We start from the raw sequence: 25,691 nt of genomic DNA, 5'->3' as shown, positions 1-25,691 counted from the left end.
AACTCAGCGGAAGATGACCGTGCGAGGCCCATCCAGCAGCACCCGCGACTGCGCGAACCAGGTGACGGCCTGACGGAGGGTCCTCACCTCGGCGTCCTGCCCGATGGACATCAGTTCCTGCGGGGAGCGGGTGTGATCGACCCGGATCACGTCCTGCTCGATGATCGGTCCCTCATCGAGGTCGCTGGTGACGAAGTGTGCGGTCGCGCCGATCTGCTTCACCCCTCGCGCGTAGGCCTGGCGGTAGGGGTTCGCGCCCTTGAAGCCGGGCAGGAACGAGTGGTGGATGTTGATGCAGCGACCGGCGAGTTCAGCGCACAGCTCGGGGGAGAGGATCTGCATGTAGCGGGCCAGCACCACCAGTTCGATGTCGTGCTCATCGATCGCCGCGCGCACTCTGTCCTCGAACGCCGCCTTCGCGCCGTCGCCCTTCGTGGGCAGGTGTTCGAAGGGCACCCCGTAGAAGCCCGCCAGCCCCTCGAGGGTGGGATGGTTCGCGAGGATCAGCGAGATCTCGATCGGCAGGCTCCCTGAGTCGACCTGGAACAGCAGATCGTTCACGCAGTGCTTCGCGGTCGAACCGAGGACCAGCGTGCGCAGGGGACGCCCCACCACGTCGACGCGGTGCTCGAGCCCGAACCGCTCGACCGCCGGGGCCAGCGCGGCCTCGAGCTGCTCGAGCGACGCGTCGGTCACCACCTGGAGCCGCAGATAGAACCGGTGGGTGGTGCCGCTCTCGAACTGGCGGCTCTCGGTGATGTTCCCACCGATCTCCACGATCGCACCGGTCACCGCATGCACGATGCCGGGAGCGTCCGCGCACACCACGGTGAGGACGAACTCGTTCGGTGCCGTAGCGGACTCAGGCGTGGTCTGGGTGGAAGTGATCGCACTGCTCATGCGGCCAGTCTAGGAAGCCGGGCAGGTTCTGAGGCACCGGGCCTCAGATCCTGCGGGCTTCATCACGCCCGACCGGACCTCCACAGCTTCGAAGGCCACCAGATGACCTTGCCCAGATCGAGGGCGAGGGCCGGGACCAGCAGGGTGCGCACCACGAAGGTGTCCAGCAGCACCCCGAAGGCCACGATGAACGCCAGCTGGGCGAGGAACAGGATCGGGATCACGCCGAGCGCCGCGAACGTCGCCGCGAGCACCATGCCGGCCGAGGTGATGACCCCGCCGGTCACGGCAAGGCCACGCACCACGCCGTCCCGGGTCCCGTGCTGCAGGGACTCCTCCCGGACCCGGGTCATCAAGAAGATGTTGTAGTCGATGCCCAGAGCGACCAGGAAGACGAATCCGTACAGCGGGACCGCCGGATCGGCGCCGGGGAAGTCGAACAGGTGGTTGAACACCAGGGCCGCCACGCCCATCGCCGTGCCGAAGGACAGCACCGTGGTGGCGACCAGGAGGATCGGGGCGAGGATCGAGCGGAGCAGGAGCATCAGGATCAGCAGGATCACGACGAGCACGATCGGGATGATCAGCGCCCGGTCATGAGCCGACGCGTCATTGGTGTCGATCGCGATGGCGGTGGGCCCTCCGACCAGCGCTGTGACGTCCTGAGCGGCGAACTCGGCGCGCAGCTCCCGCACCGTCTCCTCGGCTGCGGCGGAGTCGGGTGCGTCGGCGAGGGTCGCCTGGAGCAGGATGTCTCCATCGATGACGGTGGGTTCCAGGGACGGCGTGCCGGGCGGCCCCAGGGGCTGGATGCCTGCTTCGGTGACGGGAGCAGAGCCGCTGGGGGAGTCCTCGGCGGTGACCGTCACCGAGTCGATCCCGCCGGCTGCCAGCAGGATGTCGGTGACGTCCTGGAGGGCGGAGCGGTCGACGAGGATCTGGGCGGGAGTCCCTGATCCGCCGGGGAAGTGCTCTCCCAGCGCGATCTGTCCCTCGCGAGCGGAGGATTCTGTCAGCACCAGGTCGGATTGCGGGACCCCGTCGGCGTGCAGCTGGGTGACACCGAGGCATCCGACGGCGAGGACCAGGGCGGTGATGACCCAGAGGGGCCGGGGGCGGCGTCGGACGGCGAGCGCGATCCGGCCCCAGATCCCGTGGGCGGCCGGGTCAGCCCCGGCATCGGGAGCGTCGGGCTCGAATCGGGGCCGGCGCGGCCAGAACGCCGCCCGGCCCATGGCGTACAGCGCCGCGGGGAGGAAGGTCAGCGCTGCGGCCATGGCGAAGAGGATTCCGATGGCCGCCACCGGGCCGAGCGTGCTGTTCGACTTCAGATCCGACAGCAGCAGGCAGAGAAGGCCGGCGATGACGGTGCCGCCTGAGGCCAGCACCGGTTCGATGGTGCCCCGCAGAGCCTTGATCGTCGCTGCCCCGCGAAGGCGGGTGTGGCGCAGCTCGTCGCGATAGCGCGCCACGTACAGCAGGGAGTAGTCGGTGGCGGCGCCGATCACGAGGATGAACAGGATGCCCTGGGTCTGTCCGGACAGCAGCAGGATGTCTGCGGCAGCGAGGTACCAGATCGTCAGCAGAGCAGCGCACAGTGCGAAGATGCTCGTGGCGAGGACGACCACGGGCAGGATCACCGAACGATAGACGACGATGAGGATGACGAACACTGCCGCGAGCGCCACGGCCAGCAGCAGCCCATCGATGCCCGCGAAGGCGGCACCGAGATCGGCGCTGAATCCCGCGGGGCCGGTCACATACGGGGTGAGGCCTTCGGGTAGATCAGCGGCCAGCGTCGTCTCGATCTCAGAGGTCAGCTCGGCGATATCCGCGTCCGGGTCGAGGGGCACGAAGATTTGGGCGGCGAGGCCGTCCTCCGCGACGATCACCGGTGAGATCTCGCCGGTGATCCCCTCCATCTGGGCCAGGTCGGAGCCGGCCTTCTCGAGCTCGGCTGACATCTGATCGTCGATCTCGGCATCGGAGGTGATGACCACGATCGCGGGCAGCGAGTCCGCACCGAGGAAGTCGGAGGAGACGAGGGAGACCTGCGTGGCATCAGCGGTCTCGGGCAGATAGGCGGTGCGGTCGTTGGAGGAGACCTCGTCGACGCGCCCGAAATACGGTCCGCCGATTCCGGCGGCGACCAGCCATCCCAGGATCAGCAGTGCAGGCAGCAGTATGCGCAGCGCGCGTGGGATCCCGGCACCGGTGCGGCGGCGGGAAGGGGGTGAGGAGCGGGGGGAGTTGACCGGAGCGGACATGGTGTTCTTTCGGTGGTCGTGGTGAGCTGAGGTCAGTGTTGCACAAATTGCTAGCTTGGCTAGATACATGAGCGGTAAGTCGCTCCTCTTAGGATGAGTGTCATGACATCGCCTTCCCTCGACAAGGGCCCATCGCCGGAGCCCACCCCGCCCACTTCGCTGTTCTCCCTCGAGGGGAGCGATCCGCACCAGGAGCTGATCGATCGCACCGGCCTGACCAGTGCAGATATCTCTCAGATCGACGCGCTGATGGCAGCGCTCTCGCGCCTGCGGGTCGCGGAGCGGGAGCTCTCGGAAGCGTCGCTGCGCTATATGCAGCTGGGCGAGACGGACATGCGGGCACTCCACTTCCTGATCGTCTGCGAGAACACCGGCGTCGTCGTGACCCCCGGCGCCATCTCCCAGGAGCTCCAGATCTCTAGCGCCTCGACCACGAAGCTGCTGGACCGTCTCGAGCGTGCGGGGCATATCCGTCGCACCCCCCACCCCTCGGATCGGCGGGCACTGGTGATCGGCATCGATCCCGCGACGAGAGCTACCGCGATCCGCACCGTGGGTTCCATGCAGGCGCGCAGGGTCCACGCTGCGCGGCGTCTGACCAGCGCCGAGCGCGAGATCGTGAGCGGATTCCTGGACGACATGGCACGCGAGATCTCGCTGGGGAACGCGGACTGGTCCGACACGGAAACTGACGACGACCAGCACTGAGGTTGGATGATGACGCAACGACCTACCGACCGGTCGGGTCAGTGACCTGCGCGGGGAGAGTCGGGAGTGCACCCCCGGGACCGGTGGCTTGACGGGGTGAGCGCCCCCGGGTGAGGGTCAGCACACCGGCACCCACTTGCCAGACGGGGTGATCTTCGCTATGCGGCCGGGCGTGAACAGCGATGTCACCCTGCACCGCGACGGGAGGTCCCTCATGGACACCACCATCTTCGAGCAGCACGAGTCCGAGATCCGCGGGTACTGCCGCGCATATCCGACGGTGTTCGCCTCCGCTTCCAACGCCCGCCAGGTCGACGAGGACGGCACCAGCTATATCGACTTCTTCGCCGGGGCCGGGGTCCTGAACTTCGGGCACAACAACCCGAAGATGAAGGAGGCGATGATCGCGTTCCTCCAGGCCGACGGAGTGGCCCACAGCCTGGATACCTACACGACCACCAAGCGTGACTTCATCGCCCGGTTCCACGAGGTGGTCCTCGCCCCGCGGGGGATGGACCACCGCATGCAGTTCATGGGACCCACGGGGTCCAATGCGGTGGAGGCAGCGCTCAAGCTGGCCCGCCTCACCACCGGTCGACGGGAGATCGTCGCCTTCAGCCACGGCTTCCACGGCATGACGCTCGGCTCGCTCGCCGCGACCGCCAATGAAGCCTTCCGGCAGTGGGCCGGCGTTCCGCTCACCGACGTCGTGCGACTGCCCTTCGAGACCGCGCCCGGTGGTCGTACCGGCGTCTCCGATTACGCCGCCGCCCTGCGCGACCCCTCGAGCGGGGTCACACCTCCCGCAGCCTTCCTCATCGAGCCGGTCCAGGCCGAGGGCGGCGTGAACCTGGCCAGCAGAGAATGGCTGCACGAGATCCAGGACCTCGCCCGCGAGGTCGGGGCGCTGTTCATCATCGACGACATCCAGGCCGGGGTGGGCCGCACCGGAGGCTACTTCTCCTTCGACGGGATGGACCTGGACCCGGACATCATCACCCTCGCCAAGGGGCTCGGCGGCTTCGGCACCCCGATCGCGATGAACCTCAACAAGCCTGCGGTCGACGACAACTGGTCACCCGGAGCCCACACCGGCACCTTCCGCGGCCAGGGGCTCTCCTTCGTCGCCGGGACGGTGGCACTGGACTACTTCACAGACGAGACGTTCCTGGCCGATGTGCTCGCCAAGGGCGAGCAGATGCGCCAGAAGCTCGAGGCGATCGCCGCCGCCCACCCCGACCAGGAATGGGAGGTGCGCGGCAAGGGCATGATGCAGGCCCTGGATACCGGAGACGGAGCCTTCGCCAAGCAGGTCCAGACGGAGTGCTTCGAGCGCGGGCTGCTGATCGGCCCGTGCGGCAGCGGGGGACGGGTGATCAAGCTGATCCCGCCGCTGACCATCCCCGAGTCTGACCTCGCGGAGGGTCTGGACCTCCTTGAGCAGGCCATCGACGCCGCGGCGAAGGCGCGCTGATGATCCGCCGGTCAGATATGACCTTCGCCCCCGAGGAGTACGTACGACGGCTCGGAGCGCTGAGAGGGCGGATGGCAGAGCGGGAGCTGGACGCGGTGATCATCACCGACCCCGAGAACCTGATGTACCTCACCGACTATCAGACCACCGGGTATTCCTACTTCCAGGCCCTGATCGTGCCGCTGAGCGCCGATCCGGTGATGATCACCCGTGCGCTCGAGGAGTCCAACGTGATCGCCCGGACCTGGGTGGAGCACTCCCGCCCCTACCCCGATGACGGCGACGCGATCCTCGAGCTGGTCAGCACCCTGCGGGATCTGCGGCTCGGCGAGTCCACCGTGGGTTACGAGCGCAACAGCTACTACTTCCCCGCCTATCAGCAGGACCGCTTCCACGACGCCTTCGGAGAGGGGCTGGTGGACTGCTTCGGGATCGTGGAGGAGGGGCGGATCCGCAAGTCTCCGGCGGAGATCGAGGTGATGCAGCTAGCCGCCTATGCCGGGGAGGCGGGGATGGCCGCCGGACTCGGTGCGGCGATGGCCGGTGCCACCGAGAATGATGTGGCCGCCGCGATCACCTCGGCGATGTTCCGGGCCGGCGGGGAGTTCCCGGCGGTCGCCCCCTACGTCGCTTCCGGCCCGCGCTCGATGATCGGCCATTCCACCTGGGAGGGACGCATGATCCGCCCCGGGGAGCATGTCTTCCTCGAGGTCGGCGGGTGCTATCGCCGCTACCACACGGCGATGATGCGCACCGCGGTCAACGGGGCCCTCTCGGACTCGATGCACTCCGCACAGGAGCTGATGAAGCAGACGCTCGCGGAGCTGCGAGCCCTGATGAAACCCGGAGTCACCGTCTCGGAGATCGCCGAGCTGACCCGTACCCGCATCGAGAGCAACGATGTGGGCGCTCAGCTGGTCACGCGCGCCGGCTACTCGATCGGGATCGCCTTCCCACCCTCCTGGGACGAGGGATACATCGTCTCCCTGCTGGAGGGTGATGAGCGACAGCTCGAGGAGGGCATGACCTTCCACCTGCTGCCGTGGATGTGGGGCGTGGACGGGAACAAGACCGTCGGCATCTCGGACACCGTCCACATCACGAAGGACGGCTGCGAGTCGTTCTTCACCCTGCCCGAGGACTTCACCGTCCATGAGAGCTCCGCCCGGTCGTTCCCCACCGGCGCTGTTCTCACGCCGCGCTTCTGAGAGGAGCAGCACCCTATGACCATGCTGACCGCCATCGATCCCACCACCGGACGCGTCGTACGAGAGATGCCTGCCGCGACCCCGGCGGAGATCACCGCGATCATCGATCGCGCCCAGGCTGCTTACACCTCGTGGAAGGACACCACCCTCGCCGAGCGTGCAGAGGTGCTGCGCAACGTCGCGACCTATCTGCGCGAGCACACCGAGGAGCTCGCCCCGCTGATGACCGAGGAGATGGGCAAGCCGATCGGGGAGGCCCGCGGCGAGGTCGCGAAGTCGGCGTGGGCCGCCGAGCATTACGCCGAGTTCGGGCCCGAGTACCTGGCCGAGGAGCATCTGGAGTCCGATGCGACCTCGTCCTATGTGCAGTACCTGCCGCTCGGCCCGGTGCTCGGGATCCTGCCGTGGAATGCCCCGTTCTGGGTCGCCTTCCGCTTCTGCGCCCCGGCGCTGATGGCCGGGAACACCGCCATCATGAAGCACGACCCCCATGTGCCGGGCTGCGCCGCCGCGCTCGAAGAGGTGTTCCGGGCCGCCGGCGCCCCCGACGGGGTCTTCCAGACCCTGCTGGCCGCCACCGAGGATGTCGAGCAGGCGATCCGCGATCCTCGCGTCCAGGCGGTCTCCTTCACCGGCTCGGACCGGGCCGGGGCAAAGGTCGCCTCGATCGCCGCGAGCGAGATCAAGCCCGCCGTGCTCGAGCTCGGCGGCTCTGATCCCTGCATCGTGCTGGCCGACGCGGACCTCGCGAAGGCCGCGGAGGTCTCGGCGCTCTCACGGATCATCAACGCCGGCCAATCCTGCATCGCCGCGAAGCGGGTGATCGTGGAGCGCTCGGTGCACGACGAGTTCGTCGAGCTGCTGACCGCCCAGCTGCGGGACCTGGTGGTCGGCGACCCCCGTGACGAAGAGACCAAAGTGGGGCCGATCGCCCGGAAGGAGCTGCGGGAGAACCTGCACCGGCAGGTCACCACGAGCGTGGAGGCCGGCGCCGCACTGGTCCTCGGCGGAGAGATGCCGGAGGGGCAGGGCTTCTTCTATCCCGTCACACTGCTGACCGGGGTCGAGCCGGGGATGACGGCCTGCACCGAGGAGACCTTCGGACCGCTCGCCGTGGTGATGGCAGCGGAAGATGCGGAACACGCCCTGGCCCTCGCGAACGACACCCCCTACGGCCTCGGTGCCGCGATCTGGACCGAGACCGAGCGCGGGGTCGCTATGGCCCGTCGTATCGAGGCGGGGCAGGTCTCGGTCAACGGGATCGTGAAGTCGGATCCGCGGCTGCCCTCCGGCGGGATCAAGCGCTCGGGCTACGGCCGCGAGCTGGGCCCGCACGGCATCCGCGAGTTCACCAACGCGCAGCAGATCTGGATAGGGCCGGTGAAGGGCTGATCCCGGACCCGGAACCACTCGCCCTGCTCGAAGCGACGGCTCGACGGCGCGGATAGACTCGGAATGGCGTCTGGGCAGCACTCCGGCGCATGACGACGGCCAACGGGGACACATGCATCAGGGACACACGCGACGAGGACACATCAGCACTGGACCGACTCGCGTGGCCTCGCTGCTCGCCCTGACTGTTCTCGGTGGCGTCGTGCTGGCCGGCTGCTCCCCGTCCACGGAGATCAGCAGCGACGGGCCCACCGAGCAGGGCGTCACGGTGCTGGAGGAGTTCTTCGACCATCTCGAGTCGGGCCAGCCTGCCGAGGCGGCAGCGCTCACGAGCATCGACTTCCCCGCCGAGTTCGTCGACGACGACTTCTACATGGCATCCGCCGCACGACCCACCGATGCCCGGATCATCGACGCCACGGGCGACGACAGCTACGCCGTCACGGCCACGGTCGAGTATGTGCTCGATGATCCGGACAGTCCGGTGACGGCAACCTTCACCGTGACCACCACGGACGGTGAACGCACGGTCTCCTGGAGCGGTGCCGGGCGCTATGGGCTGATCTTCCTCTCCTCGCCCGGAAGGATCACAGTCAACGACACCCTCGAGTACTCGATGAGCCAGGAGGGATACGACCTGATGCTGCTGCCGGGACTCTATGACATCTCCTATACGGACCCCACCGGCGTCACGTGGCTGGAGGGGGACGGGACCAGCGACTTCACGCTCGCCTATCCAGTCGAGGAGACGCCGGCCGACTCCGAGGTCCCGGAGAACGTCGGCGTGACCACCTCGTATATCTCGGTGAATGCCTATCCCGAGGCCTCGGTGACGACTGCTGTGGAGGAGGAGATCACCCGGCTCACCACCGCGTGCACCGAGGAGGAGCTGACGGGTCCATCCTGCCCGCCCGCGCTGCGGGAGTACGGCGGCTCGCTCGTCGAACCGTCCACGGCCGAGTGGTTCCAGGAGCCGGATCCCCGCGGGTACACCATCGCCGAGGGCACCGTGCACTACACGCTGGCCTTCTCCGTCACTGTCGGCGAGGAGGTCTTCTCTCTGCCTGCCGTGTACGAGGGCGCCGTGACCAGAGCCGAGGACGGAACCATCACCTACACCCAGTCGAGCTGACGCCCGGACCTGCTGGCGCCTCGGCATCCTTGCGCCGGCACAGCAAAATGCCCCCTCCCGACGTGTGTCGGGAGAGGGCATCTCGGTCCTACTGTGCAGGCCACCAGAGATTCCTGGCCGTCCTGCTCTCGGTCGGGCTGACAGGATTTGAACCTGCGACCCCTTGACCCCCAGTCAAGTGCGCTACCAAGCTGCGCCACAGCCCGAGATCTTGCATGATCTTCCGTCACCGGAGGACCGAGGAACACAGTACCCCTAGCAGGACCCCAGGAGCCAATCGAGAGGTGCGTGACCTGCGGCACCTGTGCCGCAGCCGCCCAGGAGGAGCCGGATGCGATAGTGGGCGCAGTGAACGCCATCCGCCCGGCCCGACGCGCAGGAGGATCGATGACGACCGACGAGCAGGAGCTGCAGCGCTGGCGAGAGGCCCTCGCGCAGCAGCCGACGGAAGAAGACTTCTCTGCCCTCACCGGCTATCGCGAGGAGGAGCCGCCGTGGCGGTGGCGCACCCTGGTGGAGAACCTCGCCCCGATGGCGGATCGCGTGCTGGTTCTGGGCACCGGCAGGGGAGAGGCGCTGGCTGCCCTCGTGGACGTGCTTCCGGAGCACACCTCTGCCACCGAGGGCTGGGCACCCCATCTGCCGGTGGCGCGGAAACGCCTCGCGCCGCTGGGCATCGACGTCCATGAGCATGACTCGGCCGTGGCGGGATCGCGCCTGCCCTTCGCCGACGCCAGCTTCGACCTGGTGCTGAGCCGCCACGAGTCCTTCGCCGCAGCAGACATCGCCCGGGTGCTCCGACCCGGCGGCACCTTCCTCACCGAGCAGGTGGGCGTCGATGACGGTCAGGAGATCCGTGAGCTGTTCAGCATGGACGATGCCCAGTCCGAGGCGACGCTCGAGAGCACGATGCATGCCCTCTCCAGAGCGGGCCTGCGCATAGACCGCTCCGACACCTTCCACGGCAGCTACGAGTTCGACGACGTGCCGACGCTCCTGCGCTCTCTGCGCCGATTCCTCTGGGATGCGCCGGAGGACCTGGACGCCGATCGGCACCGAGATGCCCTCGAACACCTCCACGCACAGGTGCAACAGGGTCCCTTCCTCGCCACCGTGAGCAGGCACCTGGTCCAGGCGAGTGCACCCGAGACCCTGGATTCCGGCCGCACAGACTTCTCGACCCTGCTGGGCGAGCAGCTGGACGTTCCGCGGGTCTGACGACTCCGCCCGGTCGCCGCTCCTAGACTGCTGACATGCGCGAACGCGAGCACGAGACCCCGCACGGCGAGACCCCGTACTCGCCGACCTCGCTGCTGCGCGCGCTCACCGCGGACCCGTACAGCGTGGACACCCTGCGGAAGGACGAGCATCCGGCCGCCGAGGCCGCCCCTCCCGACAACCGGCTCATGCGTGGAGTGACCCTGCTGCTGGCGTTGGCGCTGGGCTTCGTGGTCGCCGTCTCGGTGCTCGATCTGCGGCACGAGTCCAGTGCAGAGGGCAACCCCCGCGCACTGCTCGAGCAGGAGGTGCTCGAGACACGCGCCGAGGCCGAACAGCTGGAGCGGCACCAGTCCGAGCTCGAGGGACAGATCGCAGATGCCCAGGGCGTCATCCTCGATGGCTCCGACGCCGGCGCTTCGGCACGGCTGGCCGCCTACGAGCAGGCCGGGGGAGGGGTGTCGCTCAGCGGATCCGGAACCGTCCTGGAGCTCCAGGACTCCGCTCCGCTGCCGTCGAGCCCAGGTGGCGGCGCCGGCACGGTGAACCGGGTGACCGACGGGGACCTGCAGATCGCCGTGAACGGGCTGTGGGCTGCGGGGGCGGAGGCCATCTCCCTCAACGGCCAGCGACTCACCGCCACCACCGCGATCCGGACTGCGGGCTCCGCCGTCCTGGTCGACTTCCGTCCCCTGTCCCCGCCGTACAGGATCACCGCGCTCGGAGACACAGAGCAGCTGCGCACCGGCGTGCTCGAAGAAGAGACCGGGGACTACCTCACCGATATCTCGACCCGATACGGCATTCGCATGTCCTGGGAGGATGGGGACGAGCTCACCGTGCCTGCGCGCGCAGTGGGCACCCTCCGGGAAGCCTCGGTGCTCGATGATGAGACGCACGAGGCCCCGGACACTCCGCCGACCCCCAGCTCGACCCAGCATTCGACCGCCGGCAACGGCGTCGAGGAGGAGACCCCATGATCGCCATTCTCGGACTGGTGCTGGGCATCGTGCTCGGCATCGTCGTCCAACCCGACGTCCCCGCTGTGCTCCAGCCGTATCTCCCGATCGCCGTGGTGGCGGCACTGGACACCCTCGCCGGCGGCCTGCGGGCGAGCCTCGATGGCGCCTTCGACTCCCATGTCTTCATCACCTCGTTCCTGTTCAACGTGCTGATCGCCTCGTTCCTCGTCTTCCTCGGAGATCAGCTCGGAGTCGGCTCGCAGCTCTCCACCGCTGTGATCGTGGTGCTCGGGATCCGCATCTTCTCGAACGCGGCAGCGATCAGGCGCCTGCTGTTCCGATCATGAGCGACGGCACCCGCACGCCCGATTCCCCGGCGCAGCAGAAACTGGTCTGGCGACGCCTGCGCGACACCCTCCGCCCGCAGGCGAATCTGTCCCAGCTCATCGTGGGGCTGCTGTGCCTGCTGCTGGGGCTATCGATCGCTGCTCAGGTGCGCCAGGGCGATGACTCCCTCGAGGGCGCGAGCCAGCAGGAACTGGTGCGGTTGCTGGACGAGTCGGGGCGGCACGCCGCGGATCTCGAGGTCGAGAACGCGGAGCTCGATCGCACCCTCGAGGCCCTGCGCTCCGGTCAGGAGGACGACGTCGCCGCGCAGAACGCGGCCGAGGAGCGCCTCGAGGACCTGGAGATCCTCGCCGGGACCGCACCGGCCCAGGGGCGGGGAGTGGTGGTCTCGATCGCCGACCCGAACGGCGAGCTGCGCGCATCCACACTCCTGGGGGTGATCCAGGAGCTGCGCAATGCCGGCGCGGAGGTGATCCAGATCGAGGAGGTGAGGGTGATCGCCTCGAGCTCCATCACCACGACCCCGACGGGAGCCCTCCAGGTGGATGGAACGAGGATCGAGGCACCCTATGAGATCCGAGCCATTGGAGATCCCTCCGTGATGGAGCCGGCGCTGCGCATCCCGGGCGGGGCCGCGGATTCGGTCGCCGGAGACGGCGGCACGCTCGCGGCGGCCGCCGATGACGCCGTCCGGGTGGAGGCCACCGTCGCACTGAAGGACCCCGAACACACGCAGGTGGTCAAATGATCGTCAATTCTTGACGTCACCACGCCTGGAAAGTTCCCCGCGGGCCGATTCGCGTGCGAGGATGGTGGAGCCGAATCCCGCGTGCTCATAGTGCAGGATCCGTTGCAGGCCAGGAAGGGGTGCGCGGTGTCAGGGAACACCGAGTGGAACGACGAGAATCTCGATCACACATCAAAGCTGAGTGCGATCTCGCCCAACGATCCCCTGGAGGAGACCGAGCCCGGTCTCTCGTCCCAGGATCGCCGGGCCATCGAGAACCTGCCCCCGCGCAGTGCCTTGCTGATCGTGCAGAAGGGCCCGAATCTCGGCGCCCGCTTCCTGCTCGACTCCGAGACCACCGTCGCGGGACGCCATCCCAAGAGCGAGATCTTCCTCGACGACGTGACGGTCTCGCGGAAGCATGCCGCCTTCGTGCGCGATGGTGACGGCTTCCTGGTCCGGGATCTCGGCTCGCTCAACGGAACCTACGTGGGCAAGGACCGAGTCGATGAGGCTCGTCTGCAGGCCGGCCAAGAAGTCCAGATCGGCAAGTACCGATTGACCTACCACCTGTTCCACGGGACGGCCTGACCTGATGCCGGCCTCCGCCGCGCGCAGGCCGAGCTCCTCCGCAGCGGCACGCCTCAGCATCGGGCAGGTGCTCGAGATGCTGCGCGATGAGTTCCCGGACCTCGCGCACTCGAAACTGCACTATCTGGAGTCCGAGGGTCTGATCTCCCCGGAGCGCAGCGGCGCTGGCTATCGCAAGTACAGCCGCGAGGACGTGGATCGCCTCCGCTTCGTGCTGCGTGCTCAACGGGACCGCTTCTGGCCGCTCAAAGTCATCAAGGAGCACCTGCTCGAACACGGGGTCCACTCCGAGGTGACGTCGATCGCTTCGCATCCCGGCCCCACCGCGTCGCTCCAGGCAGTTCGCCTGGACAGGCGGGGGCTCGCCCGGGAGGCGACGGTCGATGAGGCCTTCCTTGCGGAGCTCGAGCAGTACGGGCTGCTCGGCGACAGCGCCCTCTTCTACGGCTCCACCGAGCTGGAGCTCGTCCGGGCAGCGCGGGACCTCGCCGAGCAGGGTCTGCATCCGCGCCATCTGGTGATGCTGCGCACCGCGGCGGAGAGACAGGCGCACATGATCCGCTCGGTCGCGAGCCCACGTTCCCGCGCCGGCGACTCAGCTGCACGCGGAGAGGCCGAGAATTTTGCCCGTGACCTGGGCGAATCGATGATCACCGTGCACGGTGCGGTGCTTCGGACAGCACTTCGGGAGCGCTGACCAGGAAGGGGTCGTCACCTCTCCGTGACCTTCGGGCGGCGCGTTGCTGTCGACCGACGGGGACTTCGCGCTACTCTGAGCAGGTGCTCTCACCTTCCCCCTCGGAGAGCCTGAACCCGGAGGTACCCGTGAACGCCACTGGCGATGATCGCACTGAACAGTCCACCGTCCCCGCAGAGCCTGCTCAGGGCGTGCTCTTCGACGACATCGTGGACGCTCCGGGCGAGCTCGGTTATCGCGGTCCGGCCGCGTGCAAGGCCGCAGGCATCACCTACCGCCAGCTCGACTACTGGGCCCGCACCGGCCTTGTGGAGCCGGGCGTCCGCGCCGCTCACGGCTCCGGCAGCCAGCGCCTCTACGGCTTCCGCGACATCCTGGTGCTGAAGGTCGTCAAGCGACTGCTCGACACCGGTGTCTCCCTCCAGCAGATCCGCGTCGCCGTCAGCGCGCTGCGTGAGCGCGGGATCGACGATCTCGCCGGCATCACGCTGATGAGCGATGGCGCCTCCGTCTACGAGTGCACCTCCGCCGAGGACATCTTCGACCTGGTCCAGGGTGGCCAGGGTGTCTTCGGCATCGCCGTGGGCCGAGTCTGGCGCGAGGTGGAGAACGACCTGCTGAGCCTGCCGGGTGTCAACCCTGCTGACGATGCCGCGCTCGCGCTGCAGGATGAGCTGGCAGCACGCCGCCGCTCCCGTCAGGCAGGCTGAGCCAGCCTCCACCACAGACGCACAGCGAAACGGCGAGCCCTGGGAAGGGGCTCGCCGTTCTGCTGTGCTGGTCTGCTGCGTGGAGCAGGTTGCGCTGGACCTGCGGGCATCCAGCATGCGCTGGGAGCCAAGCCCTGCCGCGACTGCTGCGCCTCAGGAGCTGCTGCGGCTCAGGAGTTCTGGCGCGAATCCATCACCGTGGCGAGCAGCGCGTCGAAGTCCTCGGTGAGGCGCTTGCCGGAGGCACCTTCGTAGCGATGCAGCGGCACGGCGCCGCCCTGCGCCTGCTGCAGCCCCACGCGCTCCTCGATGACCGGTTCGAGCACAGCGTCGCCGAAGAGCTCACGCAGCTCCGCGAGCCGGTACTGATGCTCGACCGAGCGCGGGCGGTAGCGGTTCACCACCAGGCCCAGCGGCTGCAGCCGCGGTGCGGTGCCGCCGTCGTGCATCTCCGTGGCGAGCTTCAATGCCCGGTCCGCAGCGGTCACCGCGAAGAATCCGGGCTCCGCGACCACCAGGGAGCGATCGGACGCCGCCAGCGCCATCTGCGTGAGGCCGTTGAGCGAGGGCGGGCAGTCGATCAGCACGATGTCGTACTGGTGGGAGCGCTTGTCCAGGGCTTGATGGAGGCGGCGCACCTCTTTGGGAGACAGTGCGGGGGAGTCCAGGATCGCAGAGCGGCTCGAGCCCGGAATGATGTCCAGGTGGGAGCTTGCGCCAGCAGCCCAGGGCGTCTCGATGATGGCCCGGTCGATGGTCTCGGTGCGCGGGGAGGACAGCACCTCGGCGATGTCCAGCGTGCTGGCTGGTTCGCCGAGCAGGCCGAGCGTCGAGTCGCCTTGAGGGTCGAGATCGACGACGAGGGTGTTCACCCCCTGATGCAGGGCGGCAGAGGCCAGGCCCAGGGTCACCGACGTCTTGCCGACGCCGCCCTTCAAGGAACACACACTCACGATGAACACGCTCCGCAGTCTACCGACCGCACCTGCGCGCAGACGCCACGACGGGCGGTAGCCTGCCTGAATCATTCTAAGAACTGCTGATCAGGGGGAATCGATGGGACAGATCACCCACGAGCTCGTACTCGAGGTGCTCGACGGCTGCGGTGCCAGCGCGCTGCAGGAGGCCAGCACGCTCGGATTCGCACGGCTGGTCGGACCGACCGAGCTGGTGCTCAGCACCTCGGACCTCGACGCAGTGCGCGGGCTGCGACGCGTGGTCGCAGCCTCCACGAGCCTGACGGTTCCTGCCCGTCGGCCGCGCGAGCTGCTCGAGACCTCGGTGCAGCAGCGCTTCGGCGAACTGCTCGAGGACGTGCGCCGACAGCGACCGCGGATACGTTTCCACGGCCTGCGTCTCGAGGCCGCCGGCTCCGATACGCCCGACATGCGGCGGCTGGCGTCCGCGCTCGCCGAACTTGCCGAGGTGCCGTTCGCCTCAGATGGCGACCTGGTGGTGCGGGTGCGGCGCGGGGCCCCGTCCGGGACCTGGCAGCTGCTGCTGCGCACCACTCCGCGACCGCTCTCCACCCGGGCGTGGCGCACGGTGGACTACCCCGGGGCGGTGAACGCGACCATCGCCGCGACCGTGCTCGATCAGCTCCAGGTGGGTGCCGAAGATTCTCTGCTGGACATGACGTGCGGCTCCGGTACGTTCCTCGTGGAGCAGCTGCACGACGTCGCGCCGGCGCGTGCGGTGGGCGTGGATCTGAACGCGGACGCGATCGATGCCGCCCGCGAGCACCAGCGAGTCGCCCGCCGCAAGGGCAAGGTGGACTGGCTGGTCGGGGACGTGCTGGACGTGGACCTCGAGCCAGGTTTCACCCGGCTGGTGACCAACCCGCCCTGGGGCACCCTGCATGGCGATCACGAGACGAACGAGGAGCTGCTGGCCGCGCTGCTGGGCAGAGCCGCTGAGCTCGCTGCCCCGCAGGCGCGGCTGGGGGTGCTCACCCACGAGATCACCAGGATGCAGCAGGTGCTGGAGACTGCGCCCGCAGGCTGGCGCCCCGTGGGCGAGCACCGGTTCTTCCAGAAGGGCCACCATCCGCGGCTGTTCCTGCTCGAGCGAGGCTGAGGCCCGAGCTCACAGACCCCGTCGGCCCTCCTGCAGCGCGCGCAGCGCGGCCGGCTCCCCGTGGACCTGAACCCGGGCCACCTGATCGCGACCGCTCACCCAGAGCAGCAGCTCGAGCGGCTCGCCGTGCACCCGCAGGCTCCCCGCCGAGCGGCGGGCGCGAAGACGCCTGCCGCCGAGCGGGGAGACCAGGGTGACATCGGCGCGCACCGACATCGCGAGCGGTGCCATCAGGCCGACAGCGCGCCACGCATCCTCGGCCTGCGCGGCAGGAATACGACGGGGCTCCCAGCCGTCCTGCGCGCGGCGCAGGTCCTCGTGATGGATCAGCAGCTCCGCCTGACCGCTCAGCGCATCGAGCCTGCCGATGAGGGAGAGGGGACCGGGTGCGGTACGGAAGTCCGCCACCCGCTGCTCCCAGGGAGTCATGCGGTAGCGCTCGAGCGCTGCCCGGGCGCGGTCGGCCAGCGGGCCCGGCAAGCGGTGCGCGAGCATCAGCTGGGGAGCCCGCTCCCGCAGGTGCAGGTGCTCCAGGAGCGCCGCGGCATCCCAGCCGGGGAGGATCGTCGGCGCCGTGGGACCGAGGGCGAGGAAGGTCCCAGCGAACCCCTCGCGCTCGGTCCCGTGGCTCCTTCCGCTGCTGGCCATCTCAGCTGTCCTGGGAGAAGGCGGCGTCGAAGGAGAACTCGGAGGTCGGGTAGTCCAGGTTGCGGAGCAGCTCGATGGCCTCCTTCGCGCCGTGGAGGCGGTCCATCCCGGCGTCCTCCCACTCGATCGAGAGCGGTCCGTCGTAACCGATCGAGCGGAGCGCACGGAATGCGGCATCCCAGGGTACATCTCCCCGGCCGAAGGAGACGAAGTCCCAGCCGCGGCGCGGATCGCCCCAGGGCAGATGCGAGCCCAGGCGCGTGTTCCGCCCGGTGGTGCGGACCCGGACGTCCTTGCAGTCGACGTGGTAGATCCGGTCGGCGAAGTCGGTGATGAAGGAGACCGGGTCGATCTCCTGCCACATGAAGTGCGAGGGATCCCAGTTCAGGCCGAAGGCCTCGCGATGGCCGATCGCCTCGAGGGTGCGCTGGGTGGTCCAGTAGTCGTAGGCGATCTCCGAGGGGTGGACCTCGTGGGCGAAACGCACCCCGCACTCGTCGAAGACATCCAGGATCGGGTTCCAGCGGTCGGCGAAATCCTGATAGCCCTCATCGATGACGTCCTGGGAGACGGGCGGGAACATCGCCACGTACTTCCAGATCTTCGAGCCGGTGAAGCCGATGACGGTCTTCACCCCGAGCTTCTGCGCGAGCCGGGCGGTGTTCTTCATGTCTTCGGCAGCGCGCTGGCGCACTCCCTCGGGGTCCCCGTCGCCCCAGACATCCGCGCCGACGATCCCCTGGTGGCGGAAGTCGATCGGGTCATCACAGATCGCCTGACCCTTGAAGTGGTTGGAGATCGCCCAGCACTTCAGACCGTGCTTCTCCAGGACCCCCAGTCGTTCGGCGACGTACTCCTCGTCATCCCAGCGCGAGGCGTCCAGATGCTCGCCGGAGACGGAGATCTCGAGACCGTCGTATCCCCAGCCGGCCGCGAGCTCGGCGACCTCGTCGAGGGTGAGGTCGGCCCACTGGCCGGTGAACAGGGTGTGCGGATGGGACATGTGGATGATGCTCCTTCTCAGGGGTGGTGAATCGGGGAGGGTGCGGGGGCGCGGCTCATGCCTGCACCTCGCGCAGATAGTGGGTCAGCACGGCGTACGAACGGGAGACGGCCTCGAAGATGTCCCCGTCGTGGCCGTCGAACTCGATCACCCCGAGCGTGAGCCACGGGGCGGCTGCGAGGATCGAGGGAACGTCCATCTCGCCCTCACCGAGGCTGAGCTGATCGCGCACCTCGCCGTGGAGCGGACCGTCCTTGAGATGGACGAGCTGGATGCGCTGGCCGAGCCGTTCCAACAGTGCGGCCGGGTCGGTCCCGCCGACGGCGGACCAGAAGGTATCCAGCTCGAGCACCACTCGCGGGTCGAGATGATCGGCCAGGACCTCCAGACCGCAGCGTCCCTCGAACGTCGGGCGGGCCTCGAAGTCATGATTGTGATAGCCGACGCGCACCCCGTTCTGGGAGGCGATCCCGGCGAGCTCTCCCAGACGCTCCGCGGTGGCTCTGATGTCGTCCTCGTGCGTCCAGTGCTCACGGTTCCAGTGCGGTTCGATCACCGTCCGCACGCCGAGCGCGGCGGCGGTCGCGAAGACCTCGGCGGGATCCTCGGCGCCGAGCAACGAGACGTGGGCAGAAGGAGCGGTCAGCCCATACTGCGGGAGCAGCTCCCGCAGTGCGTCCGCATGCTCCATCAGCCCATAGGGCTCGACCGTGGTGAATCCGATCTCGGCAAGTCTGCGGAGGGTGTCGGCAGGGTCGGCGGTGAATGCCTCACGCACGCTGTAGAGCTGGACGGAGATCTGCACTGCTGCTCCTAGAACCGGATCTGAACGACTGGGCAGATCGAGGGTGACGGCTGGGTCACAACTCTATGTCGGAGATCACGCGGCGGCAAAGTCGGGCGGCGGCGGATGCCCTCGGCTCTCAGATGCTGGACACTGGAGAGGTGAAAAGACATGTGCGCGCGTGGATGAGGGCCGAGGTGGCCGCCGGGACCGATATCGCGCTGCTGGTGGCGGTCTCCGACGCCCCCGTGGCGGAGGAGTCGCTGCAGGTTCTTGCCGACGGGGTCGAGCACGCCGTCACCGAGACCCGTGACCGCTTCGGCAGCCGATTGCATCTGCTGCACGGCCTTCCCGAGGGGGCAGTGGAGATCGTCTACGAGGCGACCGGGGTGGGTGCGGCTTCCGTGCCGCCCAGCGACGACGCGGATGCCGTGCTGCATCTGCGTCCCTCGCGCTACTGCGAAGTCGACGAGTTCGATCGCATCGCGGCGGAGATCGTCGGCGAGGCCACCGGAGCAGTCGCCGTGCAAGCGGTGGTCGACTGGGTCCACGACCATCTGGACTATGTGCCCGGCTCGAGCACCATCACCGATTCCGCCCGGTCGACGTATCTGGCACGTCAGGGAGTGTGCCGCGATTACGCCCATCTCACCGCGACGCTGCTGCGCGCGAGCGGGATCCCTGCCCGGTGCTCGTCCGTCTACGCGCCGGGGCTCAGCCCGATGGACTTCCACCTGGTGGTCGAGGCACTGGTCGAGGACGAATGGCTGGTGGTCGATGCGACGCATCTGGCACCCCGCGCCTCGATGGTGCGGATCGCGACCGGGCAGGACGCCGCCGACACCGCGTTCATGACCACCCTGGCCGGGAACGTGACCCTCACCGGCATCCAGATCACCGCGGTGGTCGATCCGGAGCTGCCGCGCGAGACGCCGGGGGAGCAGCTCCCCCTGCGCTGAGAGGGGCTGCGCTGGCGGGACCTGCTCCGAGTCCCGCCGCTCAGGCGTCCGGGGAGTGCGTGCTCGCAGGACCGTCCGATGAGTCCGGTCCGGTCGGCGTCTCCGGATCGCTCGGCGTCTCGGGATCACTGGACGGTCTGGACCCGCTGGGAGACTCCGGACCGTCGGGGTCCGAGGTGTTCTTGCCGTCCTCACCCTCCGCCTCGAAGCTCGCGAGGTACTCCTCCACCTCGGCGGCGATCGCCTCCGCGGTGGGGACCTCCGCGCTGGCACCGGAGGTGATCATGCGATCGAACCGCTTCTCGAGACCTTCGACCATCTCCTGCAGCTGGGGCTGGGCGTCGATCTGAGCCGCCACCGCCTCGCGCACCGGCACCGCCTGGGACTCGAGCGAGCCCAGGGGAAGCTCCGGTCCCTGCTCCTCAGTGATCGCGCCGAGCAGGGCGATCGCCGCATCCGGGTAGGTCATCTCGTGCAGGTACTGGGGCACGTGCACCGTCAGCCCGACCACCTCATGACCGCCTTCGGCAAGCCGCATCGTCAGCAACGCGGTGAAGGGGGCGCGCAACCGGAAGCTGCCCGGCATGGTGCGACGCACGGTGATGGAGTCCGGATCGCCGGCGAAACGGGTCACCGGCAGCTCACGGGTGTGGGGGACCGGCGCCGGGAACCCTTGCAGGAGCAGGGTCCGCTCGATGCCGAGCTGCTCGACCACGATCCGCAGCGCGCCAGCGACGCGCTCCCATTGGAAGGACGGCTCCGGTCCAGTGAGCAGGAAGAAGGTCTCGCCGTCGAGCGCGGTCACTTCATGCAGGAGGATCTCCGGCTTCTGATACTCGGTGAAGTGGTCCAGCTGGAGGGTCACCTCGGGGCGGCGGCCCGCGTAGTCGAACACCTGGTCCATATCGAGCCGGCCCACGACGCGGCTGGAGAGAGTGTTGAGCAGCTGATCGTCGACCAGCTGCTGGGCATCGCCCGCATCGCTGTAGGCGCCGAGGGTGACGAGCAGGGTCCGGCCGCGCAGGGCGCGCGAGTCGACGTGACGCTCGTAGGTGAACAGAGTCGTCGGATCCATCATGACCTCCAGGGCGACGGGCCGCGAAGTAGCGGCGCGGGGTGACATCTCCTGCAACGAGGTCCAGGGCGGAGCTATTCCATCCTGAGCGGACAGATCACGTGAGCAGCGCCACCGAGTCGATCGCCAGGCGTATCGCGAGTGCGCCGGTGACCACCAGGAATACCACCCGCACGAACTTCGATCCGAGCTTGAGGGCGAGTCGCGCCCCCAGGTAGCCGCCGGCCAGGTTCGCGAGCGCCATCACTGCGCCGAGGATCCACCACACCTCACCCTGCAGCCCGAAGACCAGCAGTGCGCCGAGGTTGGTGGTGAGGTTCGCGAGCTTCGCGTGGACACTCGCCTCGAGGAAGCCGTATCCCAGCAGCGCGACCATCGCGATGATGAAGAAGGTCCCGGTGCCGGGGCCCAGGACCCCGTCGTACACGCCCACGGCGCCGCCGATCCCACCTGAGCGCAGGATATGGGCACGGCCGCTGTGCCGGGGTTCGTGCACGAGCCCCATCGCGGGTCGCAGCAGTGTGTAGGTGCCCACGGCGAGCAGTGCGACCAGCACGATGGGGGAGAGCCAGGGTCGCGGCAGGTAGGAGGCGAGGCCCGCGCCGAGGGCGCTCCCGGCGAGTGCGCACAGCACCAGGGGCACTGCGGTCGCGGCAACAGGCATGATCCGTCGGACGTACGTCCAGGAGGAGATGGCCGTGCCCGCCGCGGAGGCGACCTTGTTCGTGCCCAGCACCGCTCCGGTGGAGGCGTCGGCCGGCAGAGCCGTCAGCAGTGCGGGCAGCTGGATCAGCCCGCCCCCGCCGACCACCGCATCCACCCAGCCCGCCACGAAGGCGGCGCCGATCAGCAGCACGAGCGTGAGGGCGGAGAGCTGGAGCAGCTGATCGAGCAGGGACACCCGTTCAGTGAACACCCAGCTCCGCGCTAGGGACGAATCGGTCCGCTTCCTGACAGACTGGTGGGATGCGAGCAGTGATCTGGGACCTCGGCGGCACTCTGGTGGATACCTATCCCGATGTGGACCGCGCCCTCGCCTCGGCGCTCGATCCGCAGCCGGGAGCGGAGCTGCTGGGTGAGGTCGCGCAGCTGACGCGGATCTCGAGCTCTCATGCGATCAGCACCCTCGCCGCCCGTCATCAGGTCGCCGAGCGCCGGCTGCGCACCGCCTATGAGGCGACGAAGCTGCACTGGCAGGAGCATCCCCCGCCGGTGAGGGAGGGAGCGTGGGAAGTGCTCGCGGCCGTGCACGAGACCGGCGGCCTGAACCTGGTCGCCACCCATCGCGAGCGGGGGAGCGCCGCTGCGCTCATCGAGGCGCTCGAGCTGCCGATCGACGACCTGGTCTGCGCCCCCGACGGCTTCGCGCGCAAGCCCGATCCGGCGATGGTGCTCGCTCTCCTCGAGCGGCACGCGCTCGCGCCCACGGACTGCCTCGCGGTGGGGGACCGGCCTGCCGACGTCGCCGCCGCCCGTACCGCCGGGGTGCGCGGGGTGCTGCTGGAGACCGTCGGCATCGAGCTGGACGCCGGGGACGCCGAACGGGTGTCGTCGCTGCACGCCCTCGGAGCGCTGCTCGAGTGACGAGACTGGTGATGCGGGGGAGCACCCGCGCTCTCCGGGGCGTCGGATCAGCGGGGAGCTGACGCTCGCTCCTGCAGCCTGAGCGGCGGCAGCACCGTCGGGTCCAGGCGCAGCGTTCCGTTGCGGGCGTCATGCTGGAAGAGGCTGAGCAGGGAGGCGAAGGCGACGGCGACACCGCTCATCTCCAGCAGCTCCTCGACCATCGTGCCGTAGATGAAGGCGTTGTCCACGATGTGATCGTTGCCCGCGAGGATCATCCCGTTCACGCTCTCGACCCCGATCGCGCCGAGCAGGAACAGCGCCCCGCCGAGGATCAGCCCGTTGCGGGCCCGCGCCGGCAGCGCGAGGACCAGTCGGAGCAGCAGCAGTCCGATCACCAGGGCGATCGGTGCTCCGAGCAGCACCCACGAGAAGCCGAGGTCGAAGGGCAGGCGCTCGAACAGGCGGTCCGCCGGGAGGTCCAGGCGCTCATGCACTTCGAGGTACTCATCCACCGAGGCGAACAGGGCGACCGCGGTGAGCAGCCACCAGGAGCGGCGATGCGTCGAGCGGGCGACCGCGATCGCTGCGGACAGCGCCCCCATCAGCAGCCACAGCCCGGAGTTGTACCAGGTGGCCATGTTGTATTCGCGGCCCACGTCGAAATACCAGAACACGGTGTGCAGGTTCTGCGAGAGCACTCCGGTGGTGCGCTGATGCGCGAGCAGGAACACCAGGGCGATCACGACGATCACGACGGCGACGGCGATCAGCCACAGCGCCACCTTATGGAGCGTCAAGGGGCGGAAGTGGTGCGTTTCAGGCGAACTGGTCGTCATACGGGGAGTCTATGAAGTGTCGATGAGGTCTCGATGATCCTCGGAGGAGGGAGCTCTCCTGCGTGTCGCGGGGGAGCGGGGCACTACCGTGGAGCCATGGCGATCATCTACCGGGCCGAGCTCAGCCCCAACAAGACCGAGATCCTCCACGATTTCCTGTCCCAGCGCTCCTGGGGCGAGGCTGGCGAGCTCGAGCTCCTCGGTGCCTACCGCTTCGATGACCCCGAGGGGGAGGTCGGCGTGGAGTGCCATCTGGTGCGCGTGGGGGAGACGACCTACCACCTGCCGCTCACCTACCGACCCACCCGGGTCGACGGCGCCGATGAGCATCTGCTGGCCACCATGCAGCACTCGGTGCTCGGTGAGCGCTTCGTGTACGACGGCTTGGCCGACGAGACCGCACTGGACTGCTTCCGCCGCGCGATCTGCGGTGAGCAGCAGCAGGCGGTGTTCGAGATCCATGACGAGGACGGCACGCTGAGCGAGACCCTGCCGCAGAGCGTGACGCTCAGCCTCGAGGTCGATGAGGGCGAACAGCCGCCGACAGGCGATGAGCTGCTGGACGGTGCTCCGTTCACCATCGCGCGCACCGTCGGCGATCTGGACGGCACCGTGCGCCTGCTCGCGACGTGGGCTGATGGCCAGGGAGTCGTTGCCGCCTTCTGAGAGGGGGCTGGTGACTGGTTGGTGGCGGGTCTACTCTCAAGCGCATGGACATGCTCGGAGGGACGCAGATCGCCGCAGCTCGACTCACGCAATGGTGCCAGCTCGCCCAGGGCCTGCACGCCCGGTACCTGATCGATGACTTCGCCGCAGGTGGGCGGTTCCTTGTCGACATCGGTGAGGCAGGTGCCGCGCTCGGTCACCAGCCGACCGTGTCGATGGGCGCGGGATTCGTCGATCTGAAGCTGGTCAGCGACGACGCGATCTATCGGGAGGGGGAGACCGAGCACGTCCTCCAGTGGGTCACGCAGAAGGACCTGGATCTGGCGGCTCGGATCACCGAGATCGCCGCTCGCCACGGACTGACCGGCGATCTCGACGCGGTCAGCCACGTCGAGCTGGGACTGGACACATCGCAGTCCGCGGACGTCGCCCCGGTATGGGCGGCGCTGCTGACGGGGGATCCAGACGCCCAGGGCCGCGGTACGCCGAGCGACGAGGTGCGGGACGCCACGGGACGAGTCCCGAATCTCTGGTTCGGCGACGCGCAGCAGCCCGGCGGACAGCGATTCCACCTCGAGGTGTACGTGACCCCGGAGGTGTCGAAACAGCGGATTGCCGCTGCTGTGGCCGCCGGTGGGACGGTTGTCGATGACAGTGAGGCACCTTCGCTGGTGGTGATCGCCGACCAGGACGGCAACAGGGGAGTCGTCTGCGCCCCGGCGTCGGCGACGAGCACCGATGACTGAGGCACCCGCAGTCTCGTCGTACCGCATCGAGCCGCTGAACGCCGCCACCTGGCCCGCGTTCGCAGCTCTGGTGGAGCGGCACAACGGGATCTTCGGCGGCTGCTGGTGCCTGTACTTCCATCCAGACTGCGAAGAGCGTGGCCAGAGCTTCGGGGGCAATCGCCTGCTGAAGAAGGCCCATGTCGAGCAGGGGACAGCGCACGCGGCGCTGGTCATGGACAGAGACGAGGCCATCGCCTGGGCCGAGTACGGCACCCCGGAGGAGCTGCCGACCATCCATCACCGCAAGCAGTACGACGCCACCAGCACGAGAACACCGGACTTTCGGATCACCTGTGTCTTCGTCGACAAGCGCCACCGACGCCAGGGAGTGACCGAACTGGCGATCAACGGCGCACTGAAGCACATCGCAGCGGCCGGCGGTGGGACAGTCGAGAGCTATCCGCACGACCTGACGCACCAGACCAAGAAGATGTCGTCGTCCTTCTTATACAACGGCACCCGCCGTCTCTATGAGCGGCTCGGCTTCACCTACGACCGCCCCAAGGGTCTGAAGAACTGCGTCATGAGCACGACCGTGGAGCCCGCGTGAGCCGAACGGGGCAGGGTCAGAGGGTGACGGAGAGATCCAGGGGACCGCTCTCCACGCGTACCCTCATTACCACTTTACATAACGTACATTATCGGCGTGGCGCCGAGAGGGCCAGTCGGGCGCGACTCGGCCTCGATTCGCGCCAGGCCCCGACATCCCGAAGCGGCTGTGCATCGACGACGGCATGCCGTTGAGCCATCGAGTAGTCGTCTCTCCGCAGACGAGTCGCCAATCGCCACGCAAAAAAGACCCCTGGAGCTGTTGGCACATGCCGTCGGACGCACCGACGCCCGAGCTGAGGTGGTCGCTGCACCCGACCGCATCGCAACGAGGCGAATGCCGGAAACAACCGCCAATCGCTGAGTCCAGCAATACGGATGATAAACATTGTGAATAACCAGTCGCG

General features: G+C 68.3%; 27 protein-coding genes and 1 tRNA gene. 18 read left to right on the top strand and 10 right to left on the bottom strand.

What is annotated here, in order from left to right:
* Positions 1-3: 3 nt before the first annotated feature.
* Both ABD893_RS11930 and ABD893_RS11925 read right to left on the bottom strand, forming a co-directional pair.
* Positions 4-900, bottom strand: coding sequence for a formyltetrahydrofolate deformylase (locus tag ABD893_RS11930; protein ID WP_345080237.1), 897 nt, complete (start codon positions 898-900; stop codon positions 4-6).
* Between the two features lie 62 nt (positions 901-962).
* Positions 963-3,167 carry an MMPL family transporter gene (locus ABD893_RS11925; protein WP_345080234.1) on the bottom strand — a complete coding sequence of 735 codons (2,205 nt, stop codon included), beginning with the start codon at positions 3,165-3,167 and terminating at the stop codon, positions 963-965.
* Positions 3,168-3,269: 102 nt separating this feature from the next.
* Here ABD893_RS11925 and ABD893_RS11920 point away from each other — a divergent pair, with 102 nt between their 5' ends.
* The 5 genes from ABD893_RS11920 to ABD893_RS11900 all read left to right on the top strand — a co-directional run bounded on the left by ABD893_RS11920 (position 3,270) and on the right by ABD893_RS11900 (position 9,081).
* Complete coding sequence (locus tag ABD893_RS11920) at positions 3,270-3,875, top strand: MarR family winged helix-turn-helix transcriptional regulator (RefSeq protein WP_345080231.1); 606 nt, start codon at positions 3,270-3,272, stop codon at positions 3,873-3,875.
* A 214-nt stretch (positions 3,876-4,089) separates the two neighbouring features.
* A complete protein-coding gene (locus ABD893_RS11915) occupies positions 4,090-5,349 on the top strand; it encodes an aspartate aminotransferase family protein (protein WP_345080228.1) in 1,260 nt (419 codons plus the stop codon).
* Positions 5,349-6,557 (top strand): ectoine hydrolase, encoded by a 1,209-nt coding sequence (doeA, locus tag ABD893_RS11910; protein WP_345080225.1) that lies wholly within the window; start codon positions 5,349-5,351, stop codon positions 6,555-6,557. The genes ABD893_RS11915 and doeA overlap by 1 nt, the downstream gene beginning before the upstream one ends.
* 15 nt (positions 6,558-6,572) lie before the next feature.
* Positions 6,573-7,949 (top strand): NAD-dependent succinate-semialdehyde dehydrogenase, encoded by a 1,377-nt coding sequence (locus ABD893_RS11905; protein WP_345080222.1) that lies wholly within the window; start codon positions 6,573-6,575, stop codon positions 7,947-7,949.
* A 163-nt stretch (positions 7,950-8,112) separates the two neighbouring features.
* Positions 8,113-9,081 carry a hypothetical protein gene (locus tag ABD893_RS11900; protein WP_345080220.1) on the top strand — a complete coding sequence of 323 codons (969 nt, stop codon included), beginning with the start codon at positions 8,113-8,115 and terminating at the stop codon, positions 9,079-9,081.
* Between the two features lie 132 nt (positions 9,082-9,213).
* On the opposite strand, the gene ABD893_RS11895 is transcribed toward ABD893_RS11900, so the two are convergent.
* Positions 9,214-9,287 (bottom strand) — tRNA-Pro (locus tag ABD893_RS11895).
* Positions 9,288-9,468: 181 nt separating this feature from the next.
* On the opposite strand from ABD893_RS11895, the gene ABD893_RS11890 reads away from it, so the two are divergent.
* The 7 genes from ABD893_RS11890 to ABD893_RS11860 all read left to right on the top strand — a co-directional run bounded on the left by ABD893_RS11890 (position 9,469) and on the right by ABD893_RS11860 (position 14,334).
* A complete protein-coding gene (locus ABD893_RS11890) occupies positions 9,469-10,299 on the top strand; it encodes a class I SAM-dependent methyltransferase (RefSeq protein WP_345080218.1) in 831 nt (276 codons plus the stop codon).
* A 35-nt stretch (positions 10,300-10,334) separates the two neighbouring features.
* The gene (locus ABD893_RS11885) at positions 10,335-11,279 is read left to right on the top strand and encodes a DUF881 domain-containing protein (protein WP_345080215.1); all 945 of its coding nucleotides are present in this window, start codon (positions 10,335-10,337) and stop codon (positions 11,277-11,279) included.
* The gene (locus ABD893_RS11880) at positions 11,276-11,608 is read left to right on the top strand and encodes a small basic family protein (RefSeq protein WP_345080212.1); all 333 of its coding nucleotides are present in this window, start codon (positions 11,276-11,278) and stop codon (positions 11,606-11,608) included. The genes ABD893_RS11885 and ABD893_RS11880 overlap by 4 nt, the downstream gene beginning before the upstream one ends.
* On the top strand, positions 11,605-12,357 hold the full coding sequence (locus ABD893_RS11875; protein ID WP_345080209.1) for a DUF881 domain-containing protein: 753 nt from the start codon (positions 11,605-11,607) through the stop codon (positions 12,355-12,357). The genes ABD893_RS11880 and ABD893_RS11875 overlap by 4 nt, the downstream gene beginning before the upstream one ends.
* Before the next feature lie 126 nt (positions 12,358-12,483).
* Positions 12,484-12,927: an FHA domain-containing protein gene (locus ABD893_RS11870; RefSeq protein WP_425548372.1), complete on the top strand. Its 444-nt coding sequence runs from the start codon at positions 12,484-12,486 to the stop codon at positions 12,925-12,927.
* Between the two features lie 4 nt (positions 12,928-12,931).
* The gene (gene ftsR, locus ABD893_RS11865) at positions 12,932-13,624 is read left to right on the top strand and encodes a transcriptional regulator FtsR (protein ID WP_345080205.1); all 693 of its coding nucleotides are present in this window, start codon (positions 12,932-12,934) and stop codon (positions 13,622-13,624) included.
* Between the two features lie 128 nt (positions 13,625-13,752).
* Positions 13,753-14,334, top strand: a complete 582-nt coding sequence (locus ABD893_RS11860) for a MerR family transcriptional regulator (protein WP_345080201.1) — start codon at positions 13,753-13,755, stop codon at positions 14,332-14,334.
* 170 nt (positions 14,335-14,504) lie between these two features.
* On the opposite strand, the gene ABD893_RS11855 is transcribed toward ABD893_RS11860, so the two are convergent.
* Entirely contained in the window at positions 14,505-15,296 is a 792-nt protein-coding gene (locus ABD893_RS11855) for a ParA family protein (protein WP_345080198.1), read from the bottom strand.
* A 94-nt stretch (positions 15,297-15,390) separates the two neighbouring features.
* Here ABD893_RS11855 and ABD893_RS11850 point away from each other — a divergent pair, with 94 nt between their 5' ends.
* On the top strand, positions 15,391-16,410 hold the full coding sequence (locus ABD893_RS11850) for a methyltransferase (protein ID WP_345080196.1): 1,020 nt from the start codon (positions 15,391-15,393) through the stop codon (positions 16,408-16,410).
* A 9-nt stretch (positions 16,411-16,419) separates the two neighbouring features.
* On the opposite strand, the gene ABD893_RS11845 is transcribed toward ABD893_RS11850, so the two are convergent.
* The 3 genes from ABD893_RS11845 to ABD893_RS11835 are packed head-to-tail and all read right to left on the bottom strand — an operon-like array spanning position 16,420 to position 18,866.
* Complete coding sequence (locus ABD893_RS11845) at positions 16,420-17,058, bottom strand: TIGR03085 family metal-binding protein (protein ID WP_345080193.1); 639 nt, start codon at positions 17,056-17,058, stop codon at positions 16,420-16,422.
* Position 17,059: 1 nt separating this feature from the next.
* Positions 17,060-18,061, bottom strand: coding sequence for a sugar phosphate isomerase/epimerase family protein (locus ABD893_RS11840; protein WP_345080190.1), 1,002 nt, complete (start codon positions 18,059-18,061; stop codon positions 17,060-17,062).
* 55 nt (positions 18,062-18,116) lie between these two features.
* Positions 18,117-18,866: a sugar phosphate isomerase/epimerase family protein gene (locus tag ABD893_RS11835; RefSeq protein WP_345080187.1), complete on the bottom strand. Its 750-nt coding sequence runs from the start codon at positions 18,864-18,866 to the stop codon at positions 18,117-18,119.
* Between the two features lie 122 nt (positions 18,867-18,988).
* On the opposite strand from ABD893_RS11835, the gene ABD893_RS11830 reads away from it, so the two are divergent.
* A complete protein-coding gene (locus tag ABD893_RS11830; protein WP_345080184.1) occupies positions 18,989-19,804 on the top strand; it encodes a transglutaminase-like domain-containing protein in 816 nt (271 codons plus the stop codon).
* Positions 19,805-19,844: 40 nt separating this feature from the next.
* On the opposite strand, the gene ABD893_RS11825 is transcribed toward ABD893_RS11830, so the two are convergent.
* Both ABD893_RS11825 and ABD893_RS11820 read right to left on the bottom strand, forming a co-directional pair.
* Positions 19,845-20,879 carry a PAC2 family protein gene (locus ABD893_RS11825; protein ID WP_345080181.1) on the bottom strand — a complete coding sequence of 345 codons (1,035 nt, stop codon included), beginning with the start codon at positions 20,877-20,879 and terminating at the stop codon, positions 19,845-19,847.
* A 97-nt stretch (positions 20,880-20,976) separates the two neighbouring features.
* Positions 20,977-21,780 (bottom strand): TSUP family transporter, encoded by an 804-nt coding sequence (locus tag ABD893_RS11820; RefSeq protein ID WP_345080178.1) that lies wholly within the window; start codon positions 21,778-21,780, stop codon positions 20,977-20,979.
* Positions 21,781-21,845: 65 nt separating this feature from the next.
* Here ABD893_RS11820 and ABD893_RS11815 point away from each other — a divergent pair, with 65 nt between their 5' ends.
* Positions 21,846-22,463 carry an HAD-IA family hydrolase gene (locus tag ABD893_RS11815; protein WP_345080175.1) on the top strand — a complete coding sequence of 206 codons (618 nt, stop codon included), beginning with the start codon at positions 21,846-21,848 and terminating at the stop codon, positions 22,461-22,463.
* A 47-nt stretch (positions 22,464-22,510) separates the two neighbouring features.
* Here the strand turns inward: ABD893_RS11815 and ABD893_RS11810 are convergent, their stop codons facing one another.
* Positions 22,511-23,281 carry a hypothetical protein gene (locus ABD893_RS11810; RefSeq protein WP_345080172.1) on the bottom strand — a complete coding sequence of 257 codons (771 nt, stop codon included), beginning with the start codon at positions 23,279-23,281 and terminating at the stop codon, positions 22,511-22,513.
* Positions 23,282-23,377: 96 nt separating this feature from the next.
* Between ABD893_RS11810 and ABD893_RS11805 the strand changes: the two genes are divergently transcribed.
* From ABD893_RS11805 to ABD893_RS11795, 3 genes are read left to right on the top strand one after another with little or no spacing between them, the layout of a single operon-like run.
* Positions 23,378-23,947: a maltokinase N-terminal cap-like domain-containing protein gene (locus ABD893_RS11805; RefSeq protein WP_345080169.1), complete on the top strand. Its 570-nt coding sequence runs from the start codon at positions 23,378-23,380 to the stop codon at positions 23,945-23,947.
* Between the two features lie 44 nt (positions 23,948-23,991).
* Positions 23,992-24,693: a 4a-hydroxytetrahydrobiopterin dehydratase gene (locus tag ABD893_RS11800; protein WP_345080164.1), complete on the top strand. Its 702-nt coding sequence runs from the start codon at positions 23,992-23,994 to the stop codon at positions 24,691-24,693.
* Complete coding sequence (locus tag ABD893_RS11795; protein WP_345080162.1) at positions 24,686-25,285, top strand: GNAT family N-acetyltransferase; 600 nt, start codon at positions 24,686-24,688, stop codon at positions 25,283-25,285. Before ABD893_RS11800 ends, ABD893_RS11795 begins: the two co-directional genes overlap by 8 nt.
* Positions 25,286-25,691: the final 406 nt, after the last annotated feature.

The sequence above is a fragment of the Brachybacterium paraconglomeratum genome (assembly GCF_039541415.1).
GTDB classification, from domain to species: Bacteria; Actinomycetota; Actinomycetes; order Actinomycetales; family Dermabacteraceae; genus Brachybacterium; species Brachybacterium paraconglomeratum_A.
Note: the sequence above shows the minus strand (reverse complement) of the source record. Positions and strands in the feature narration are given on the sequence as shown.

Coding starts and splice junctions, on each gene's coding strand:
- ABD893_RS11930 (WP_345080237.1), bottom strand. CDS start 900: ATGAGCAGTGCGATCACTTCCACCCAGACCACGCCTGAGTCCGCTACG.
- ABD893_RS11925 (WP_345080234.1), bottom strand. CDS start 3,167: ATGTCCGCTCCGGTCAACTCCCCCCGCTCCTCACCCCCTTCCCGCCGC.
- ABD893_RS11920 (WP_345080231.1), top strand. CDS start 3,270: ATGACATCGCCTTCCCTCGACAAGGGCCCATCGCCGGAGCCCACCCCG.
- ABD893_RS11915 (WP_345080228.1), top strand. CDS start 4,090: ATGGACACCACCATCTTCGAGCAGCACGAGTCCGAGATCCGCGGGTAC.
- doeA (WP_345080225.1), top strand. CDS start 5,349: ATGATCCGCCGGTCAGATATGACCTTCGCCCCCGAGGAGTACGTACGA.
- ABD893_RS11905 (WP_345080222.1), top strand. CDS start 6,573: ATGACCATGCTGACCGCCATCGATCCCACCACCGGACGCGTCGTACGA.
- ABD893_RS11890 (WP_345080218.1), top strand. CDS start 9,469: ATGACGACCGACGAGCAGGAGCTGCAGCGCTGGCGAGAGGCCCTCGCG.
- ABD893_RS11885 (WP_345080215.1), top strand. CDS start 10,335: ATGCGCGAACGCGAGCACGAGACCCCGCACGGCGAGACCCCGTACTCG.
- ABD893_RS11880 (WP_345080212.1), top strand. CDS start 11,276: ATGATCGCCATTCTCGGACTGGTGCTGGGCATCGTGCTCGGCATCGTC.
- ABD893_RS11875 (WP_345080209.1), top strand. CDS start 11,605: ATGAGCGACGGCACCCGCACGCCCGATTCCCCGGCGCAGCAGAAACTG.
- ftsR (WP_345080205.1), top strand. CDS start 12,932: ATGCCGGCCTCCGCCGCGCGCAGGCCGAGCTCCTCCGCAGCGGCACGC.
- ABD893_RS11850 (WP_345080196.1), top strand. CDS start 15,391: ATGGGACAGATCACCCACGAGCTCGTACTCGAGGTGCTCGACGGCTGC.
- ABD893_RS11845 (WP_345080193.1), bottom strand. CDS start 17,058: ATGGCCAGCAGCGGAAGGAGCCACGGGACCGAGCGCGAGGGGTTCGCT.
- ABD893_RS11840 (WP_345080190.1), bottom strand. CDS start 18,061: ATGTCCCATCCGCACACCCTGTTCACCGGCCAGTGGGCCGACCTCACC.
- ABD893_RS11830 (WP_345080184.1), top strand. CDS start 18,989: ATGCTGGACACTGGAGAGGTGAAAAGACATGTGCGCGCGTGGATGAGG.
- ABD893_RS11825 (WP_345080181.1), bottom strand. CDS start 20,879: ATGGATCCGACGACTCTGTTCACCTACGAGCGTCACGTCGACTCGCGC.
- ABD893_RS11815 (WP_345080175.1), top strand. CDS start 21,846: ATGCGAGCAGTGATCTGGGACCTCGGCGGCACTCTGGTGGATACCTAT.
- ABD893_RS11810 (WP_345080172.1), bottom strand. CDS start 23,281: ATGACGACCAGTTCGCCTGAAACGCACCACTTCCGCCCCTTGACGCTC.
- ABD893_RS11805 (WP_345080169.1), top strand. CDS start 23,378: ATGGCGATCATCTACCGGGCCGAGCTCAGCCCCAACAAGACCGAGATC.
- ABD893_RS11800 (WP_345080164.1), top strand. CDS start 23,992: ATGGACATGCTCGGAGGGACGCAGATCGCCGCAGCTCGACTCACGCAA.
- ABD893_RS11795 (WP_345080162.1), top strand. CDS start 24,686: ATGACTGAGGCACCCGCAGTCTCGTCGTACCGCATCGAGCCGCTGAAC.